At 40.7% G+C, this 19,501-nt stretch carries 17 protein-coding genes; all 17 read left to right on the plus strand.

The genetic code is table 11. The features are described from left to right. The first annotated feature begins 4 nt into the window (after positions 1 to 4). Entirely contained in the window at positions 5 to 1,267 is a 1,263-nt protein-coding gene (locus tag NMK93_RS15755; protein WP_185217708.1) for a hypothetical protein, read from the plus strand. 195 nt (positions 1,268 to 1,462) lie between these two features. Then, positions 1,463 to 2,965, plus strand: coding sequence for a F0F1 ATP synthase subunit beta (gene atpD, locus NMK93_RS15760; protein WP_185213404.1), 1,503 nt, complete (start codon positions 1,463 to 1,465; stop codon positions 2,963 to 2,965). 108 nt (positions 2,966 to 3,073) lie between these two features. Continuing rightward, positions 3,074 to 3,322, plus strand: a complete 249-nt coding sequence (gene atpC / locus NMK93_RS15765; RefSeq protein WP_099370009.1) for an ATP synthase F1 subunit epsilon — start codon at positions 3,074 to 3,076, stop codon at positions 3,320 to 3,322. Between the two features lie 369 nt (positions 3,323 to 3,691). Then, a complete protein-coding gene (locus tag NMK93_RS15770; RefSeq protein ID WP_185213403.1) occupies positions 3,692 to 4,582 on the plus strand; it encodes a branched-chain amino acid transaminase in 891 nt (296 codons plus the stop codon). Further along, positions 4,566 to 6,266 carry a dihydroxy-acid dehydratase gene (gene ilvD, locus NMK93_RS15775; RefSeq protein WP_185213402.1) on the plus strand — a complete coding sequence of 567 codons (1,701 nt, stop codon included), beginning with the start codon at positions 4,566 to 4,568 and terminating at the stop codon, positions 6,264 to 6,266. Before NMK93_RS15770 ends, ilvD begins: the two co-directional genes overlap by 17 nt. A 206-nt stretch (positions 6,267 to 6,472) precedes the next feature. Continuing rightward, positions 6,473 to 8,215 (plus strand): biosynthetic-type acetolactate synthase large subunit, encoded by a 1,743-nt coding sequence (ilvB, locus tag NMK93_RS15780; RefSeq protein WP_185213401.1) that lies wholly within the window; start codon positions 6,473 to 6,475, stop codon positions 8,213 to 8,215. 2 nt (positions 8,216 to 8,217) lie between these two features. Beyond that, positions 8,218 to 8,808 (plus strand): acetolactate synthase small subunit, encoded by a 591-nt coding sequence (gene ilvN / locus NMK93_RS15785; protein ID WP_185213400.1) that lies wholly within the window; start codon positions 8,218 to 8,220, stop codon positions 8,806 to 8,808. Between the two features lie 11 nt (positions 8,809 to 8,819). Continuing rightward, positions 8,820 to 9,191 (plus strand): glyoxalase superfamily protein, encoded by a 372-nt coding sequence (locus NMK93_RS15790; protein ID WP_254529533.1) that lies wholly within the window; start codon positions 8,820 to 8,822, stop codon positions 9,189 to 9,191. Between the two features lie 5 nt (positions 9,192 to 9,196). Next, positions 9,197 to 9,667, plus strand: coding sequence for a DinB family protein (locus NMK93_RS15795; RefSeq protein ID WP_185213398.1), 471 nt, complete (start codon positions 9,197 to 9,199; stop codon positions 9,665 to 9,667). 42 nt (positions 9,668 to 9,709) lie between these two features. Beyond that, positions 9,710 to 11,191 carry a ketol-acid reductoisomerase gene (ilvC, locus tag NMK93_RS15800; protein ID WP_185213397.1) on the plus strand — a complete coding sequence of 494 codons (1,482 nt, stop codon included), beginning with the start codon at positions 9,710 to 9,712 and terminating at the stop codon, positions 11,189 to 11,191. Positions 11,192 to 11,287: 96 nt separating this feature from the next. After that, positions 11,288 to 12,685: a 3-isopropylmalate dehydratase large subunit gene (gene leuC, locus NMK93_RS15805; protein ID WP_185217704.1), complete on the plus strand. Its 1,398-nt coding sequence runs from the start codon at positions 11,288 to 11,290 to the stop codon at positions 12,683 to 12,685. A gap of 12 nt (positions 12,686 to 12,697) precedes the next feature. After that, entirely contained in the window at positions 12,698 to 13,282 is a 585-nt protein-coding gene (leuD, locus tag NMK93_RS15810; protein ID WP_185213395.1) for a 3-isopropylmalate dehydratase small subunit, read from the plus strand. 56 nt (positions 13,283 to 13,338) lie between these two features. Then, complete coding sequence (locus NMK93_RS15815) at positions 13,339 to 14,745, plus strand: ATP-binding cassette domain-containing protein (RefSeq protein WP_308214545.1); 1,407 nt, start codon at positions 13,339 to 13,341, stop codon at positions 14,743 to 14,745. 3 nt (positions 14,746 to 14,748) lie between these two features. After that, positions 14,749 to 15,822, plus strand: a complete 1,074-nt coding sequence (gene leuB, locus NMK93_RS15820; RefSeq protein ID WP_185213393.1) for a 3-isopropylmalate dehydrogenase — start codon at positions 14,749 to 14,751, stop codon at positions 15,820 to 15,822. A gap of 34 nt (positions 15,823 to 15,856) precedes the next feature. Further along, on the plus strand, positions 15,857 to 17,017 hold the full coding sequence (locus tag NMK93_RS15825) for a 2-isopropylmalate synthase (RefSeq protein ID WP_093100276.1): 1,161 nt from the start codon (positions 15,857 to 15,859) through the stop codon (positions 17,015 to 17,017). Between the two features lie 55 nt (positions 17,018 to 17,072). After that, complete coding sequence (ilvA, locus tag NMK93_RS15830; protein WP_254529537.1) at positions 17,073 to 18,326, plus strand: threonine ammonia-lyase IlvA; 1,254 nt, start codon at positions 17,073 to 17,075, stop codon at positions 18,324 to 18,326. Between the two features lie 464 nt (positions 18,327 to 18,790). Beyond that, positions 18,791 to 19,312 (plus strand): DUF2911 domain-containing protein, encoded by a 522-nt coding sequence (locus NMK93_RS15835; protein ID WP_185213391.1) that lies wholly within the window; start codon positions 18,791 to 18,793, stop codon positions 19,310 to 19,312. Positions 19,313 to 19,501 lie beyond the last annotated feature (189 nt).

Consider the following 19,501-nt stretch of genomic DNA (forward strand, 5'->3'; position numbering starts at 1 on the left):
GGTTATGAAAATCAATAGATTCAAAGCATCCATTTTGTTTATGTTCAGTATAGGCGTTTTTGCCAGTTGCAGTGACGACAATGGAGGACCAACACCAGTTGAACCAGATGGAAAAGACAAGTTTGTGCTAATTACCATGAGTGAGAACAACCTTCAGAAGCCTGGCTTTGCAACCGCATTTGATGCATTACCATCGGGTAATGTGGTCAACAACGGAAGCAATAGCTTTCAAGGGATGGGTTTTGGTGGTTGGCGGCCACATGGCAATCAACTCCTGAAAATGTTCAATAGTAAGACCAATGAGCTTGGTATTGATCAGTTATTGGTTGATGGGAACGGAAAAATCAGTGCTGGCAAATTCATTGCAGCAGATAATAACAGTAATGGTTCTGGAAATTTCGTTATCCATGATGAGAATAAGGGTTACTATTGGGATGGAGCATCGCCCCTGAAAATCCAGACCTTTAATCCGACCAACATGACAAGGACTGGAGAATTGGATTTTGCATCCGTAGTCAATGAAAGAGGTCAAAACGTTCCTGAAATATTGTTTAGATCTATTGGACAGAAATTTTTGGCCATTAAAGCTGGCAAACTTTATGCAAACATCAGTTATGCAAAGACGAACGGTCCACAAAAAGGCTTTTTCGATGATTATTTTCCAGATGTATATATTGCGGTTATCGATATTGCGACCGGAAAGTATGAGAAAACCATAAAAATTGAGGATACGGGATCTATTGCCTACATCAATGATAATAATATGTATGACTTTGATTCCAATGGGGACCTCTATATCGTAACACAAGGGAGGAGCGCCGTTGGCGGAAAATCTAAGATTGTGCGTATCAAGGCTAATGAAACAGACATAGATAAAACCTGGAGCCTAAATATGGATGAAATCCAGCAAGGCGGAAAGTTCGTTTCCGTATTTGCGAAGGAAGGGAAGATCATTACGGTGATTCCCAATACGAAGTTGACTGGAGGACCTTCAGGCAACATCAATTTTGAAAACGTTTGGGAATTTTACCAGATTGATATTGCCAGTAAACAAAGGACGAAGATCAGTGGAATTCCAGCTGTTACAAATCCTGGAGCAGCATTCTGCGCGATTGATCTGGACGGAAAAACATTATTGAGGGTGAATACCAAAGACGGAAGTCAGAACGGATACTATGAATTGACGGGTACATCTGCGAAAGCCTTGTTCAATGTTACTGCTGGGGGTTCTGTATCTGGACTTTACAAGATTGTAGCAGGACAGTAAGGTTTTGAAAAACTGACAATAAAAGGCAGAAATAAATAACAAAAAAGGGGTATGCAGGATGATTTGAAAAAAATAAAAATTAAATATGCATATCCCTTTTGCTTTTAATAAGATAAAACTTATTTTTGCATTCCAAAATACAGGCATTCAAACAATCTGTATTTAAATTGATTAATAAATTTTAGTCCCTATAATATGCCCAATATTGGTAAAATAGCGCAGATTATCGGCCCAGTAGTTGACGTCAACTTTGCCGACAATGAAAATCTTCCTAAGATTTATGATGCATTGTACATTGAGAAAGACAATGGACAGCGCATTATATTAGAGGTTCAACAGCACTTAGGTGAGGAACGTGTTCGTACGATTGCAATGGATGCTACCGAAGGTTTAATTCGTGGCATGAAGGTCGTTGATACTGGCGCTCCTATCAAAATGCCGATTGGCGAAGAGATCAAAGGTCGTGTATTCAACGTTGTTGGAGATCCAATTGACGGTATTCAAGCATTAAACAAGGATAACGGTCGTCCTATTCACAACGTACCTCCTAAGTTTGAAGATCTATCGACTGAAACTGAAGTATTGTTTACAGGAATTAAAGTAATCGATTTGTTAGAGCCATATGCAAAGGGTGGTAAGATCGGTTTGTTCGGTGGTGCTGGTGTTGGTAAAACAGTATTGATTCAGGAATTAATCAACAATATCGCAAAAGGACACGGTGGTCTTTCGGTATTTGCTGGTGTAGGCGAGCGTACTCGTGAAGGAAATGACTTACTTCGTGAGATGTTGGAGTCAGGCATTATCAAATACGGTGACAAATTCATGGAAGAAATGGAAAAAGGTCAATGGCCTTTGGACACTGTGGATTTGGAATTAATGAAAGAATCTAAATGTACTTTCGTATTCGGACAGATGAATGAGCCTCCAGGTGCTCGTGCTCGTGTTGCGTTATCAGGTTTGACAATTGCGGAATACTTCCGTGATGGAGATGGCGAAGGACAAGGTCGTGATATCTTATTCTTTATTGATAACATCTTCCGTTTTACCCAAGCAGGTTCTGAGGTATCGGCATTATTAGGTCGTATGCCATCAGCAGTAGGTTACCAACCTACCCTAGCAACAGAGATGGGTTTAATGCAAGAGCGTATTACATCCACTAAGAACGGATCGATCACATCAGTACAAGCGGTATACGTACCTGCGGATGACTTGACTGACCCTGCTCCGGCAACAACATTTGCCCACTTAGATGCGACTACAGTATTATCCCGTAAAATTTCTGAGTTAGGTATTTACCCAGCGGTGGATCCATTGGATTCTACTTCACGTATCCTTTCTCCAGCAGTTTTAGGTGATGAGCATTACAATACTGCACAACGCGTAAAAGAAATCCTTCAACGTTATAAAGAACTTCAGGATATCATCGCCATCTTAGGTATGGACGAATTATCTGAAGAAGATAAGTTAACGGTACACCGCGCACGTCGTGTACAACGTTTCTTGTCACAACCATTCCACGTAGCAGAGCAATTTACAGGTCTGAAAGGTTGTTTAGTAGACATCAAGGACACTATCAAAGGATTCAACATGATCATCGATGGTGAAGTAGATGAATACCCAGAAGCATCTTTCAACTTGGTAGGTTCAATCGAAGACGCTATCGAGAAAGGTAAAAAACTATTAGCAGAAGCAGTTTAATGTAAGATATGAGATATTAGACATGAGATATGAGACTTTTGAAAGTATATAAAGTCTCATATTTTAAGTTTAGGTCTCAAATCTCAAATCTCACATCTCAAGTCAAAAATGAAATTAACAATCATAACTCCAGACAAATTAGCTTACGAAGGTGATGTAACAGCGGTTACAGTTCCGGGATCGGCGGGTTCTTTTCAGATTCTGAAGGATCACGCGGCTATTGTGTCTACGCTAGAAGATGGTAAAGTCATTATTAAGAATAATAATGATGAACAAGTCATTATTATTAAAGGTGGTGTAGTAGAAGTAAAGGACAACAATATCATCGTTTTAGCAGAAGGAATTGCGGAAGAATAGATAAACAAAATATTACGATAAAGTAGCCCTTAAAACTTCAAGTTCTAAGGGCTATTTTTTTGCAAGTTTTTTCGGTCCGAGGCCGGTTTTAGGAAGAATTTCGACCAGTTTCCTAAAAATTTGAAAAAATCAAAATTATACCAATTTTAATTTTAGTCTACAGACAACAAAATTTAAAACAGAAAATTAATAGGTATAACAAAATATAATTTTTAATATTAGCAAACATCGAAATAAAAAACTTTATCAAAAAAAAATTCTAGGCTATTGTAAAGAATTTTAATTCGAGCTAACTTAACAAAACAGAACGAAGGGAATCCTAAACGATATTTTTTCAAACAAGTATTACATCAAATTCGGCAGGTTATTATGCAGTATTACAATCAAGATACACTGATCTATTTAAATGGGGAGTTTGTGAAGGCGAGCAATGCTGGAGTTGATATGTTTGGACAGTCATTACATTATGGCTATGGAGCCTTCGAAGGTCTGCGTGCATACAGCACTCACAATGGAACGAGGATCTTTAAGGCAGAAGAACATTTCGACCGTTTACAACAATCATGTAAAGCCATCGGCTTACCTTATCAGTGGGACAATAGAGAGTTGATCGCAAAGTCGTATGAGCTTTTGGAAGCGAACAATCTTCGGGCAGCCTATATTCGCCCTTTGATCTATTCGGGCTCCAATATGCACTTAACGGCATCTGATACGGCAAACATCATGATCGCGGCTTGGGAATGGGGTCCTTATTTAGGACAGAACCTATTAAAGGTAAATATTTCCAGGATTGAACGACCGAACCCGAAGTCCTTCCCCATCAATGCCAAGGTTTCGGGACAATATATCAATTCGATATTAGCGACCAGTGATGCTATCCAAAAGGGTTTCGACGAGGCTTTATTGTTGGACCAAGATGGTTTTGTGGCTCAGGCATCAAGCGAAAACCTGTTCATTGAAAAAGATTTCAAGATCTATACCCCTCCTTTGGGAAACATCTTCCCAGGAATTACCAGGGATACCGTGATCGATATCTGTAAGCGTTTGAATTTTGATATCATCGAGAAGAGAATTACCATAAAAGACATTTACGAAGCTGACAGTGCCTTTTTAAGTGGTACAGCAGCGGGAATAATAGGCATAAAACAAATAGACGATGTAATCTTCCAAGAAGAATGGGAAGACAGCATCGGCGCATCTATCCAAAGAAAATATAAAAATTTAGTATTAGAGCAGAATAATTATGAAGTCATCATCTGATAACCAAAAGGGAATCAACAAGTACAGCCGCATCTTTACACAAGATGAAACTCAACCAGCTGCGAAAGCCATGTTATATGGTATCGGTCTGACCGATGCAGATATGGAGAAGGCACAGGTTGGAATCGCGAGCATGGGCTACGACGGTAACACCTGTAACATGCACCTTAATGACCTAGCTCAGGTCGTCAAAAAAGGTATTTGGAACAGCGATCTGGTCGGCTTGACGTTTGGAACGATTGGGGTCAGTGATGGGATGAGTAACGGAACGGATGGAATGCGCTACTCTTTAGTGTCTCGTGATGTCATTGCAGACAGTATAGAAACGATCTGCGGTGGTCAGTACTATGATGGCGTTGTGGCTATCCCAGGTTGTGACAAGAACATGCCTGGTGCCATCATGGCAATGGGAAGGTTGAACCGCCCTGCCATTATGGTCTACGGAGGAACAATTGCTCCTGGTCATTATAAAGGTGAAGAATTAAATATTGTTTCAGCATTTGAAGCATTAGGAAAGAAAATAGCTGGAACCATTTCGGATGAGGACTATGATGGTGTTATCCGTCATACTTGTCCAGGTGCCGGCGCATGTGGAGGTATGTATACAGCAAACACGATGGCTTCAGCGATTGAGGCTATGGGAATGAGCTTGCCATACTCCTCTTCCAACCCCGCTGTTTCTGATGAGAAGAAACAGGAATGTCTGGAAGTCGGTAAATATATGCGCATCCTATTGGAGAAGGACATCAAGCCTTCGGATATCATGACACGCAAAGCATTTGAGAATGCCATGCGTATCATCGTAATCCTAGGAGGATCTACCAATGCGGTACTTCACTTTATTGCAATGGGTAAATCAGTGGATGTAGATGTTACGCCGGATGATTTCCAACGCATGTCGGATGAAACTCCAGTATTGGCAGATTTCAAACCATCAGGTAAGTTCTTGATGCAAGATTTACACCAATATGGTGGTATTCCAGCAGTGATGAAATACCTATTGGATGAAGGTTTATTACATGGTGACTGTTTGACGGTAACTGGTAAAACGGTAGCAGAGAACTTAGCGGATGTAAAATCGATCATTGACTATAATCAACCGATCATTCACAAATTAGATGATCCGATCAAGGCGACTGGTCACTTGCAGATCCTTTACGGAAACTTAGCTGAGGAAGGTTCAGTAGCGAAGATTTCGGGAAAAGAAGGGGAGAAATTCACGGGTCCAGCGCGTGTATTTGATGGAGAGCATGATTTGGTAAAAGGTCTTGAGACTGGAAGAATCAAAAAAGGTGATGTGGTCGTGATCAAGAACGAAGGACCTAAGGGGGCTCCAGGAATGCCTGAAATGTTGAAACCAACGTCGTTGATCATTGGTGCAGGCTTAGGAAGTTCTGTGGCCTTGATTACAGACGGACGCTTCTCAGGAGGAACCCATGGATTCGTAGTAGGTCACATTACACCGGAAGCATACGAAGGAGGATTGATCGGATTGGTGCAGGACGATGACATCATCGAAATCGACGCAGTCAACAACAGCATCAACCTTCAGGTCTCGGACGAAGAGATTGCCGCACGCAGAGCAGCTTGGCAACAGCCAGCACTGAAAGTGAGCAAAGGCGTTCTGTACAAATACGCAAAAAGCGTTGCAAATGCATCACAAGGTTGTGTGACGGATTTGTAAAAAAAGACATAAGACAATAGACACAAGACATTAGATCCATCAGATATAAATTAAGCAGATCTATTGTGTCGATTGAATAAAGAGAAAAATTGTAGACAAATAATAAATAAAAAAATAAGCATAAGGGATAAGATTAGTTAGAGAAGCAAAAGGAGAAAACTTTAAAAAATCTTATGTCTTATGTCTTATGTCTAAAATCTAAAAAGATGAGTACACTTGAAAAAACGGAAACAAAGGAAACCACTAGAAAGGCAGCTGGAACGCAGGTAAGCGGTTCCCAGGCTGTGATGGAAGCCTTAATCCACGAGGGGGTGGATACCGTATTCGGGTATCCAGGAGGTGCTATTATGCCGATCTATGATGCATTGTATGATTACACTGATCAATTGAAGCATATTTTGGTACGTCACGAACAGGGTGGAATTCATGCTGCACAAGGATATGCACGTACATCGGGACGTGTGGGTGTGGCTTTTGCAACAAGCGGTCCTGGAGCAACAAACCTGGTCACCGGTTTGGCAGACGCAATGATCGATAGTAACCCTATCGTCTGTATTACAGGTCAAGTCTTTGCTTCCCTTCTAGGAACAGATGCGTTTCAAGAAACTGACGTCATTAACATCACCACACCTGTGACCAAATGGAACTATCAGGTGACTGATGCGAATGAGATCCCAAGTGTATTAGCTAAAGCATTCTATATTGCTAGAACAGGGAGACCTGGTCCAGTATTAATTGATATTACCAAAAATGCTCAGATCCAATTGTTTGATTACAATGGATACGAGTCCTGCAAGCATGTACGTAGTTACAGACCTGCTCCGATTGTTCGTAAGGAATATGTTGAAGAGGCTGCAAAAGCAATCAATGCGGCAAAGAAACCATTCATTTTATTTGGTCAGGGCGTGATTTTGGGTAAAGCGGAACAAGAGTTCAAGACCTTTATCGAAAAAGCGGGTATCCCTTCGGCTGCTACTGTTATGGGGCTTAGCGCTCTTGAGACAGACCATCCATTGCATGTGGGTATGTTGGGTATGCACGGAAACTATGCACCCAATGTCATGACGAATGAATGTGACGTGTTGATCGCTATCGGAATGCGTTTCGATGACCGTGTAACCGGACGTTTGGATAAATATGCAAAACAGGCAAAAGTTGTTCACTTGGACATAGACCCTGCTGAAATCGACAAGAACGTGAAAGCCCATTATCCAGTTTGGGGAGATTGTAAGGAAACCCTTCCAATGTTGACCGAATTGGTTGAAAAAGGCGATCATGCAGCTTGGTTGAGCAAATTCAGGGATTTGGAAAAAGAAGAAATCAAGGAAGTAATCCATAATGAACTGAACCCTACCTCTGACATCATGACCATGGGTGAAGTACTAAAGGTATTGAACGAGATCACTGGTGGAGATGCTGTTATTGTTACTGACGTAGGTCAGCACCAAATGGTAACCTGCCGTTATGCAAAATTCAACAGTTCGAAATCCAGCGTTACTTCTGGAGGTTTGGGAACGATGGGATTTGGTCTGCCAGCCGCAATTGGCGCTTGGTATGGTGCTCCGCATCGTGATGTGGTAGCTATTATCGGTGATGGTGGTATTCAAATGACCATCCAGGAATTAGGTACCATTATGCAATTCGGCGCCAAGGTGAAGATCTTGATCCTGAACAATGAGTTCTTGGGAATGGTTCGCCAATGGCAACAACTATTCCACGATAAGAGATATTCATTTGTTAATATCACCAGCCCAGATTTCGTAGCTGTTGCGAAAGGATACTATATCGATGGAAATAAGATCTCGGAACGTAAGGATTTAAAGGATGCCCTACAGACTATGATGGATCATGATGGCTCTTACCTATTGGAAATCATGGTAGGTAAAGAGAACAATGTATTCCCAATGGTAGCGCAAGGAACAAGTGTGTCAGAAATTAGATTGAAGTAATCATGGAAAAACAAGAATATACCATAACCATATACACAGAAAACTCTATCGGGATGATAGGCCGTATATCGGGGATATTTTCAAGACGTAAAATCAATATCGAGAGCTTAAATACTTCCCCATCGGAAGTGGATGGCATTCACCGCTTCACAATCTTGATTACAGAATCAGAAGAAGTGGTCCGCAAATTATGCCGTCAGGTTGAAAAACAGGTGGAGGTATTGAAAGCATACTTCAACACCAATGATGAATTGATTTGGCAAGAACAGGCTCTTTATAAAGTACCAGCAGACGCGATTGCAGAGAAAGTATTGGTAGAACGCTTACTTCGTCAATACGGTGCTAATGTAGTTGTGATCCGTAATGACTATATTGTATTCGAAACAGCAGGTCACCGTGAGGAGATCGACAGGCTTACAGAGGAATTGGGCAAATACAACCTGATAGAATTTGTTCGTGGTGCTCGTATCGCCATCATCAAGGACAGTGCTGGTTTCCATACCAAGCTAAAACAATTTGAAATCAATGAGCCAGCTCCAGACATCGTTGAAAACGAGTATTTGGATCAGCGCGACGATGTCTTTACCATGTAATTAATCCTTGCATGCAAGTAGAACAGGTCATACCGATATTCAGGATATTTGATTATGCCAAGGCAGTCGAGTTTTACATCGACTGGCTTGGTTTTCACATTGACTGGGAACATCGATTTGATGACAATTCTCCTATTTACATGCAGATCTCCAGAGATGGCATGGCAATGCACCTCAGCGAGCATCATGGAGATGCCACTCCGGGTTCACAGGTTTTTGTGAATTGCACTGGACTAAAGGCATATCATGAGCAATTGATTCAAAAGAATTATAAGTACAATAAACCCAGCTACGAGGAAACATTCTATAACTGCCACTGTGTTCAAGTCATTGATCCATTTGGCAATAGGATATCATTCAACGAGCCGATTAAAAAAGCATAGAACAAATGGAAAAAGTATTCCAATTCATTATCGATGGCCGCAAGGCATTCATCCGATTAATCGATGAATTGTCCTTAGAGCAATTGAACGAAATTCCAACAGGATTCAACAACAATATCATCTGGAATTTTGGACATATCGTAGTGAGTACACAAACATTAAGCTATACCCGCACAGGAATCCGTGAGGGCGTGAGCTGGGTAAAGTATGTGGATGCCTATGCAAAAGGCACTAAACCTACATACTTCGTAAGCCAAGAGGAAGTAAATGAACTTAAGGAAATCGCATTGAGTTCCATCCGTGAGATCGAGGCTGATTACAATGCCGGAGTTTTCAAGACTACGACTCCTTATGAGACGGCAACCTATGGCGCTACGTTAAATAGCATTGAAGATGTCCTGATCACTTCGGTAGGTCATGACAACCTGCACTATGGCTATGCGACGGCACAAAAAAGAATAATCAACAACAAATAATAAGAAACCTTAATCGAAAAAAATATTTAATTCAGTATTACAATGGCAAATTATTTCAACACATTACCTCTTAGAGAGCAATTAGATCAATTAGGCGTTGCAGAATTCATGAATTCATCCGAATTCAACGAAGGAGTAGAAGCTTTAAAAGGTAAAAAAATCGTAATCGTAGGTTGTGGAGCTCAAGGCTTGAACCAAGGTTTAAACTTGAGAGATAGCGGATTGGACGTATCTTATGCATTGCGTAAAGAAGCTATTGAACAAAAAAGAGATTCATGGAAAAATGCAACAGATAACAATTTTAAGGTTGGAACTTACGAAGAATTGATTCCTTCTGCTGACCTAGTTATCAACTTGACTCCAGATAAACAACATACATCCGTTATCAATGCCGTAATGCCATTGATGAAAGAAGGTGCTACCCTATCCTATTCACACGGTTTCAATATCGTTGAAGAAGGTATGCAGATCCGTCCGGATATCACGGTTATCATGGTAGCTCCAAAATGTCCAGGTTCAGAGGTTCGTGCTGAATACTTGAGAGGATTTGGTGTTCCTACCTTGATCGCTGTTCACCCAGAAAATGACCCACAAGGCAAAGGTTGGGCGGAAGCAAAAGCATACTGTGCCGGTACTGGTGGTGACCGTGCTGGTGTATTGAAATCATCATTCGTAGCAGAGGTAAAATCAGATTTAATGGGTGAGCAAACTATCCTTTGTGGTTTGTTGCAAACAGGTTCTATTCTTTCATTTGATAAAATGGTAGAAAAAGGAATCGATGCTGGCTATGCTTCAAAACTTGTTCAATACGGTGTTGAAGTTATTACTGAAGCTTTAAAACATGGTGGGGTAAGTGGTATGATGGACCGCTTGAGCAACCCTGCGAAAATCAAGGCTTTTGAATTGTCGGAAGAACTGAAAGATATTATGCGTCCATTGTTCCAGAAACACCAAGATGACATCATGTCTGGTGAATTCAGCAAGACCATGATGGAAGACTGGGCTAATGGAGATTCAAACCTATTGAAATGGAGAGCTGAAACTGGAGAAACTGCTTTTGAGAAAACACCTGCTGGCGATGTTAAGATTTCAGAACAGGAATATTTTGACAATTATCTATTGATGGTTGCTTTCGTGAGAGCTGGTGTTGAATTGGCTTTCGAAACGATGGTTGAAGCTGGAATCAAACCAGAATCGGCATATTACGAATCATTGCACGAAACTCCATTGATCGCAAATACAATTGCTCGTAAGAAATTATTCGAGATGAACCGTGTTATTTCTGACACAGCTGAATATGGATGTTATTTATTTGACCAAGCTTGTAAGCCATTATTGGCAGATTTCATGAAGAAAATCGACACAGATGTTGTTGGTAAAAACTTCAATGAAGGCAAGGATGGTTCTGTGGACAACATCAAATTAGTACAGGTTAACGAGATTTTAAGAAATCATGAAGTAGAAACCGTAGGTAGAAAATTGCGTAAAGCAATGACTGCTATGAAAGCTATTCAAACTGTTTAATTTTTCGTAAATTAGATAGCTAAAATTGGGGTAAAATTACCATATTTTAATTTTACCCCTTTTAAAATTTCAAACCAACAAGAGATAAAGAGAAAAATGGGAAAAACATTAGTAGAAAAAATTTGGGATGCACATGTCGTCAAGCGTCAAGAAGGGTTTCCTGATATCATATATATCGATACCCACCTCATCCATGAAGTGACCTCCCCACAGGCATTTGATGGTTTGCGCAAAAGAGGACTGCCTGTACTCCGTCCGGATCAAACTGTAGCAACGGCTGACCATAATGTCCCAACATTAAACCAGCACTTGCCAATCAAAGAAGAACTTTCTCGCTACCAAGTAGACATGCTGACCAAAAACTGTAAGGAGTTTGGTGTTGAACTTTATGGATTGGGCCACCCATTCCAAGGCATTGTCCATGTTATTGGGCCTGAATTAGGCATCACCCTTCCTGGAAAAACCATGGTATGCGGAGATAGCCACACTTCTACGCATGGCGCTTTTGGTGCTATTGCATTTGGAATCGGGACTTCTCAAGTAGAGCAGGTATTTGCTACACAATGTTTATTGCTGCAAAAACCCAAGACCATGAAAATCGAGGTTAATGGTGAACTAGGAAAAGGTGTGGGTGCTAAAGATATCATCCTTTACATCATTTCCAAGATTTCTGCAGCTGGTGGAACAGGCTATTTTGTTGAATATGCTGGTTCTGCTATTCGCTCATTGAGTATGGAAGGTCGAATGACCATCTGTAATATGAGTATTGAAATGGGTGCTCGTGGTGGATTGATTGCACCTGACCAAACGACTTTTGATTATATCAATGGTCGTGAATTTGCTCCAAAAGGAGAAGAATGGGATAAAGCATTGGCTTATTGGAAGACGTTGTATTCCGATGATGATGCAGAGTTTGATAAGGTATTGACCTTTGATGCTGCCGATATACAGCCGATGATTACCTATGGTACCAATCCAGGTATGGGTATCGGAATCACGGAGTCCATTCCTACAACCACCTCTCAACCTGAGAATGAACGCCCTTCTTATCAAAAAGCCTTAAACTACATGGGATTCCACGATGGCGATCAGGTCATTGGAAAACCGGTGGATTATGTATTCATCGGAAGTTGTACCAACTCCCGTATTGAAGACTTACGCCAAGTAGCGGCCTTCGTTCAAGGTAAGCATAAGGCGGAGAATGTGGAAGTATGGATCGTTCCAGGATCAAAACAAGTGGAGGCTCAGGCTAAACTTGAAGGTATTGACAAGATATTTGAAGAAGCAGGTTTTATGCTTCGTGAACCTGGCTGTTCTGCATGTCTAGGGATGAATGAAGATAAGATCCCTGCTGGTAAATACTGTGTTTCTACTTCTAACAGAAATTTTGAAGGTAGACAAGGACCAAACGCACGCACCATGCTGGTAAGCCCGCTTACCGCAGCAGCTGCAGCAGTAACTGGTAAAATTGTAGACGTAAGGGAATTAGTGTAAAGAATTAGAATCATGAAAAAATTTGAAAAATTATCCTCTCGTGTAGTTCCTCTACCGATAGAAAATATAGATACAGACCAGATCATCCCTGCCCGTTTCCTTAAGGCAACGACGCGTGAAGGATTTGGAAATAACCTATTCCGCGATTGGCGGTTTGACAGCGAAGATCAGCCTAAAGCGGACTTCGTTATGAATGACCCAACTTATAAAGGCAAGGTATTGGTTGCCGGTAAGAACTTTGGCTGTGGCTCCTCTCGTGAGCATGCTGCCTGGGCTATTCAAGATTATGGCTTCGATGTGGTAGTTAGCTCTTTCTTTGCTGATATCTTCAAAGGAAATGCCTTGAACAACGGTGTCTTGCCTATCACGGTTCCTGAGGAATTCTTAGAAAAAATCTTTGAGAAGGTTTTTGCTAATCCAGATACGGAAGTGGTGGTTGACCTAGAAGCTCAAACTATCGGCATTGAAGGAACTGATGACAAATTTACATTTGAAATCAATCCTTATAAAAAATCATGCTTGATCAATGGCTATGATGATATCGACTATATCTTAAGCCAAAAAGCGGAAATCGAAGCTTTCGAACAAAACAGATAATGGCTGCTTTCGTCCAAATATCAAATTTATCGGTTTCATACGGTCTAACTACTGTTTTGAACAATTTGTCTTGGACTATTGAGCCCGATGAAAACTATGTATTGGCTGGCAAGAGTGGTTCTGGGAAAACAACTTTGGCAAAAGCAATTGCAGGATTGATAACTGCAGCTGGCGAAGTGAAAGTTGAATTCGATTCCAATTGCCCTCTCCTTCAAAAAGTAATCTACGTTTCTAATTGGTATCAGTTTACCAATTTAGAAGGCGACAGAAACTTCTATTATCAACAACGCTATAACCGTCATCAAGGGAATGATACCCTGACGGTCAAAGCTGAACTGCTTCATTTTGCGAAGAAGGAAAACCTTCGAATAGAAGATATCCATGATAAGATTGTTGCCATGGGTTTTGAACATACCATGGATTCTCAATTGATTGAACTTTCAAGTGGAGAGCACAAGAAATTGCAATTGGTCAAGTCACTTTGGTTGAAACCACAGCTTCTGATCATTGATGAACCTTATACAGGTTTGGATAAGCAATCTAGGTTAGAATTGAATATCTGGTTAGATGAACTTGTTGCTGAAGGTGTACAGCTTTTTATTATTTCAAATGATAGGCAGTTACCAAAATCCATCAACCGATATGCACATATTGTAGACGGTCAGATCGAATCGGTAAGATCTTTTGATGAGATCATCCAAGATGAGGAGCGCGTAAAAAAAGAATTGCCTGCTTTTCTTCACCAAGTTCCAGAGACTAATTATAGCACGGTTGCTGATCTGAAAGATATAATTATCAGGTATGGTGAGAAGGTTGTGCTGAACAAAGTATCTTGGAAGGTAGAAGTAGGCGAGAAATGGTTGCTACAAGGTCCGAATGGTTCAGGAAAATCCACCTTATTGAGTTTGATCAATGGAGATCATCCGCAATCTTATGGATTGGACATCGAGCTGTTTGGAAACAAACGCGGATCCGGTGAGAGTATTTGGGACATCAAACAGAAGATTGGAATGATATCTCCAGAAATGCACTGGTATTTCGACCAAAACGCAACGGTTTGGCATACGCTGGCTTCTGGATTTTACGACAGTATCGGATGGTTCATTGATGTCAAGTTCCAAGAAAAGAAACAGATCGAGGAGCTGATGGCTTTCTTTGATTTGACGGAGCATAAGGATCAATTACTGCATACCCTTACATTAGGCAAACAGCGTTTGGCGATGTTAGCCAGGAGCATTATCAAAAATCCTCCATTATTGGTATTGGATGAACCCTGCCAAGGCTTGGATTCGCAGCAAGCAAAGTATTTTAATGATGTAGTCGATGAACTTTGCCAGCACGGCAAGACATTGATCTATGTCGGACATTATGAAAGTCAGCTTCCGAGCTGCATTGAAAAAAGAATTGTATTAGAAAAAGGTGAAGTCATCGCCTTGGAAAATAAAGTTGAAAACGTTTTATAACACATGAAGAAAAACATTCTTATTATTCCCGGAGATGGAATTGGACAAGAGGTTACTACCTGGGGAAAAGAAGTTCTGAATAAAATTGCCGAAAAATATAATCACGAATTTATTTTCGACGAGGCAATCATGGGCCACACTGCTATTGAAGCTACAGGAAATCCATTACCAGATGAAACACTAGAAAAAGCAAAAGCTTCTGACGCTATCCTTTTCGGTGCGATCGGTCATGCTAAATATGATAATGACCCTTCTGCCAAGGTACGTCCTGAACAGGGCTTATTAAAGATTCGTAAGGAATTAGGCTTATATGCCAACTTACGTCCTATCCTGTTGTTCGATGAACTATTGGATGCTTCAAGCCTGAAACCAGAAGTCCTTCGTGGTACTGATATCCTTTTCTTCCGTGAATTAACAGGTGATGTTTATTTCGGTGAAAAGAAACGTAATGAAGACAATAGTTTCGCTTCCGATCTGATGAACTATAACCGCTACGAAGTTGACCGTATTGCCCGTAAAGCATTCGATGCAGCAAGGACGAGAAGTAAAAAACTTTGTTCAGTGGATAAAGCCAACGTATTGGAAACATCAAGATTGTGGAGAGAGGTTGTCCAAGAAATCGCGAAAGAATACCCAGATGTTGAGACTGAACACATGTTCATCGATAATGCTGCCATGCAATTGGTTAAGAACCCTAAGAAATTTGATGTGGTATTGACGGCAAACCTTTTTGGTGACATCTTAACTGATGAAGCATCACAGATCGCCGGTTCAATGGGAATGTTAGCTTCGGCTTCTGTGGGTGATGGAACAGGATTCTTTGAACCTATCCATGGTTCTGCACATGATATCGCGGGACAAAATAAAGCTAATCCGCTAGCTTCTATCCTTTCAGCCGCATTGATGTTGGACATCGCCTTCGGTTTACAAGATGAGGCAAAAGAAGTGACCAATGCCGTTGCCGAAACATTGAAAGCTGGTTGGAGAACTGGTGATATCGCCAATGCAGATACCCCAGCCGAAAAGATTTTAGGCACTCAGGAAATGGGGGCTAAAGTTTTAGAGTTTTTGAAATAGAATTAATCAAGGTATAAACATAAATTGAGACAATATGTTACACGATCCTAATCACTTATACATTTTCGATACGACATTACGTGACGGTGAGCAAGTGCCGGGTTGCCAATTGACAACTCCTGAAAAAATCGAAATTGCCAAAGATTTGGAACGCTTAGGGGTAGATATTATTGAAGCAGGATTTCCTGTTTCAAGCCCTGGAGATTTCCAATCGGTTGTCGAACTATCCAAGGCTGTTAATGATGTGATCATCTGTGCACTGACCCGTGCTAACATGAACGATATCGATGTGGCTGCTGATGCATTGAAATATGCAAAAAGACCCCGTATCCATACTGGAATCGGCTCTTCAGACATGCACATCAAATATAAATTCAACAGTACCCGTGAAGAAATCCTAGAACGTGCTGTAGCAGCTGTAAAGCATGCCAAATCTTATGTAGAAGATGTTGAATTCTATGCAGAGGATGCTGGCCGTGCCGATTTAGAGTTCTTGGCAAAAATGATCGAGTCAGTGATTGCTGCTGGCGCAACCGTTGTTAATATTCCAGATACCAATGGATATTGTTTACCGGATCAATATGGCTCCAAAATCAAATACCTGAAAGAAAATGTAAAGAACATCGATCAGGCCATTATTTCAGCACATTGCCATAACGACTTAGGATTAGCGACTGCCAATTCCATTGCAGCCATCCAAAATGGTGCTCGCCAGGTGGAATGTACCATCAACGGAATCGGTGAACGCGCGGGAAATACTTCTCTGGAAGAAGTTGCCATGATCCTGAAAGTACATAACCAGGCTTTTGGAGGATTATCTTCCAATATCGACAGCAGAATGTTCACTTACCTTTCCAGAAAAGTAAGTGAAATGATGAACATGCCGGTACAGCCGAACAAAGCTATTGTTGGCCGTAATGCTTTCGCACATAGCTCCGGAATCCACCAAGATGGCTTCCTAAAACACCGTGAGAATTACGAGATCATCCGTCCAGAGGATGTAGGCTTGGAAGAAGCAGACATTATCTTAACGGCTCGTTCAGGTCGTCACGCCTTGAAACACCATCTTGAAAGACTAGGTTATAACCTAGATAAAGATAAATTAGCAGATTGTTACCAACGATTCTTGATCTTAGCAGATGCCAAAAAAGAAATCTGCGATGAGGATTTGCTGATCTTGGTAAAAGAAAATTAATACAAAGGCTGGGTGACCAGCCTTTACATCCACCTAAACAAACGAACAGATTAGAATGAGTTTGGACCTATCAACACTGACCATAGACTCGGTTGCTGCTAAAGAACAGATCAAGGATGTGGTTACCCGTACGCCATTGCAGTACAACCATCATCTTTCTGAAAAATACGGAGCTGAGGTCTATCTTAAAAGGGAAGATCTCCAAGTAGTGAGATCTTATAAATTACGTGGTGCTTTCAACAAAATCTGTAGTCTTTCCCAAGAGGAAAGAGAACGTGGTGTTGTCTGTGCCAGTGCTGGAAACCATGCCCAAGGCGTGGCCTTATCCTGCAAAAAATTAGATATCAAAGGCGTAATCTTTATGCCCGGCCCTACCCCAAGACAAAAAATTACCCAAACTGAGATGTGGGGGAATGGCAATATCGAAATCGTTCTGATTGGCGACACGTTCGATGACTGCCAAAAAGCCGCTTTAGAATATACCAAGGAACATAACATGACCTTTATCCCTCCGTTTGATGACCTGAAAGTCATTGAAGGTCAAGGAACAGTTGCTGTTGAAATCCTTGAAGATTTACCTGATGTAGACGCGATTTTTATTCCTATTGGTGGTGGTGGCCTATCTTCAGGAGTAAGCTATCATATCCGCAAATTTGCTCCTGGAGTAAAATGTTATGGCGTAGAGCCAGAAGGGGCTCCATCCATGCAGGCGGCAATCCAGAATGGTAGCCCGATTGAACTGGAGCAAATCAATAAATTCGTTGATGGTGCTGCAGTTAAGAAAGTTGGGGCTCTGACCTTCGACATCAGTTCAAAACTGTTGGACGGTGTGAAATCGATTCCTGAAGGCAAGATCTGCACAACCATTCTAGAATTATATAATAAGGATGCCATTGTAGTAGAACCTGCAGGGGCACTTTCCGTTGCTGCATTGGATTTCCACAAAGATGAAATCAAAGGCAAAAAGGTAGTCTGTATCATTTCTGGAGGAAACAACGATATCGACCGAATGAGCGAGATCAAAGAGCTTTCCTTATTGTATGAAGGATTTAAACATTACTTTATCGTTCGCTTCCCGCAAAGACCTGGTGCATTGAAATTATTGGTTACCGAAGTACTTGGTCCTAAAGATGATATCACTCGTTTTGAATACATCAAAAAAACAGAACGAGAAAGAGGTCCTGCCTTAATTGGTATTGAATTAAATGATCCAAATGATTATATTACATTTATAGAACGATTAAAGTCTTATAAATTTGACTTTATCGAATTGAACAAAGACCAGACATTATTTGAGTATCTGGTATAAAAACGCAACTAACCCTCCAAAATAAAGTAGATGCAACGGCCATTATTTCTTATGGTCGTTGCTTTTTTGTTTTACAGATATTATCAATTTTTTGACTCTTTTGTTACAAAACAACTAAAAAAGTTTAAGCGTAGATAAGGACTGGAAATCCTAATTTATTGACCGTCAACAAATGCCAATCCCAAAAAGAAGAACACCTATCTGCATTAGCTTAATTTTACCCGCTTGCCAATACAAATAGATGTTCTAGAAAATTTTAATCTATCATAACTTTATCTAACTAACAAACCTAAATTCTAGGATAGATTATAAATCAATATTAGAGATATTTAATGTTAAGAAGTGTAAATAAATCCTAATGTTATCTTAAATTTTAAATAACTTATTGATTTACAACTAAATTATACAACAATTATCGCTAATTTCAGTTTATTATTTAGTCAATAACCAAAATCATACTTACGATGAAAGCATCAACAATCTTATTAATCTTGACCCTGCTGTGCGGTTTTTCCATGGCTCAAGCTCAAGAAAAAAAGCCAAAGGCTAGTCCAGCGGACAGTGCCATGGTCACTACAGATGATGGAGTAACCATCTCGATCAAGTACAGCAGCCCTTCATTAAAAGGACGTAAGTTAGGTGTAGACCTTGCAAAAGTTGGGGAGGTTTGGAGAACAGGAGCCAATGAAGCTACTACCGTAGAATTCGACAAAAACGTATTGGTAAACGGCCAAAAACTTCCTGCTGGAAAATACAGCCTCTATTCCATTCCAGGTGAATCCCAATCAACCGTGATCTTTAATAAAACATGGAAACAATGGGGTACCGATTACAACGAAAAGGATGATGCCTTACGCGTGCAAGTCGACAATGAGGAAAACGGTGAAAACCTGGAACGCCTCAAAATCACCGCTGACAAAGATGGAACCATCAAAGTGAAATGGGGCGACTACGGCCTGCCAATTTCGGTTAAAGCGGATAAATAAAATAAAGGAGTCCTTTTACAAAAGGACTCCTTTATTTTATTTAGAGACTAGACAAAAGACATCAGAGTCCTTCAGGCGACAAACCAACGGGAACTCCCCTTTGTTTATAAACCCTTGGTCATAATAAACGCAAATAATCTGATCAGCCCTACCAAGTCTATTGTCTTATGTCTATTGTCTATAATCTAC

The organism is Sphingobacterium sp. LZ7M1 (assembly GCF_024296865.1).
Classification (GTDB): Bacteria; Bacteroidota; Bacteroidia; order Sphingobacteriales; family Sphingobacteriaceae; genus Sphingobacterium.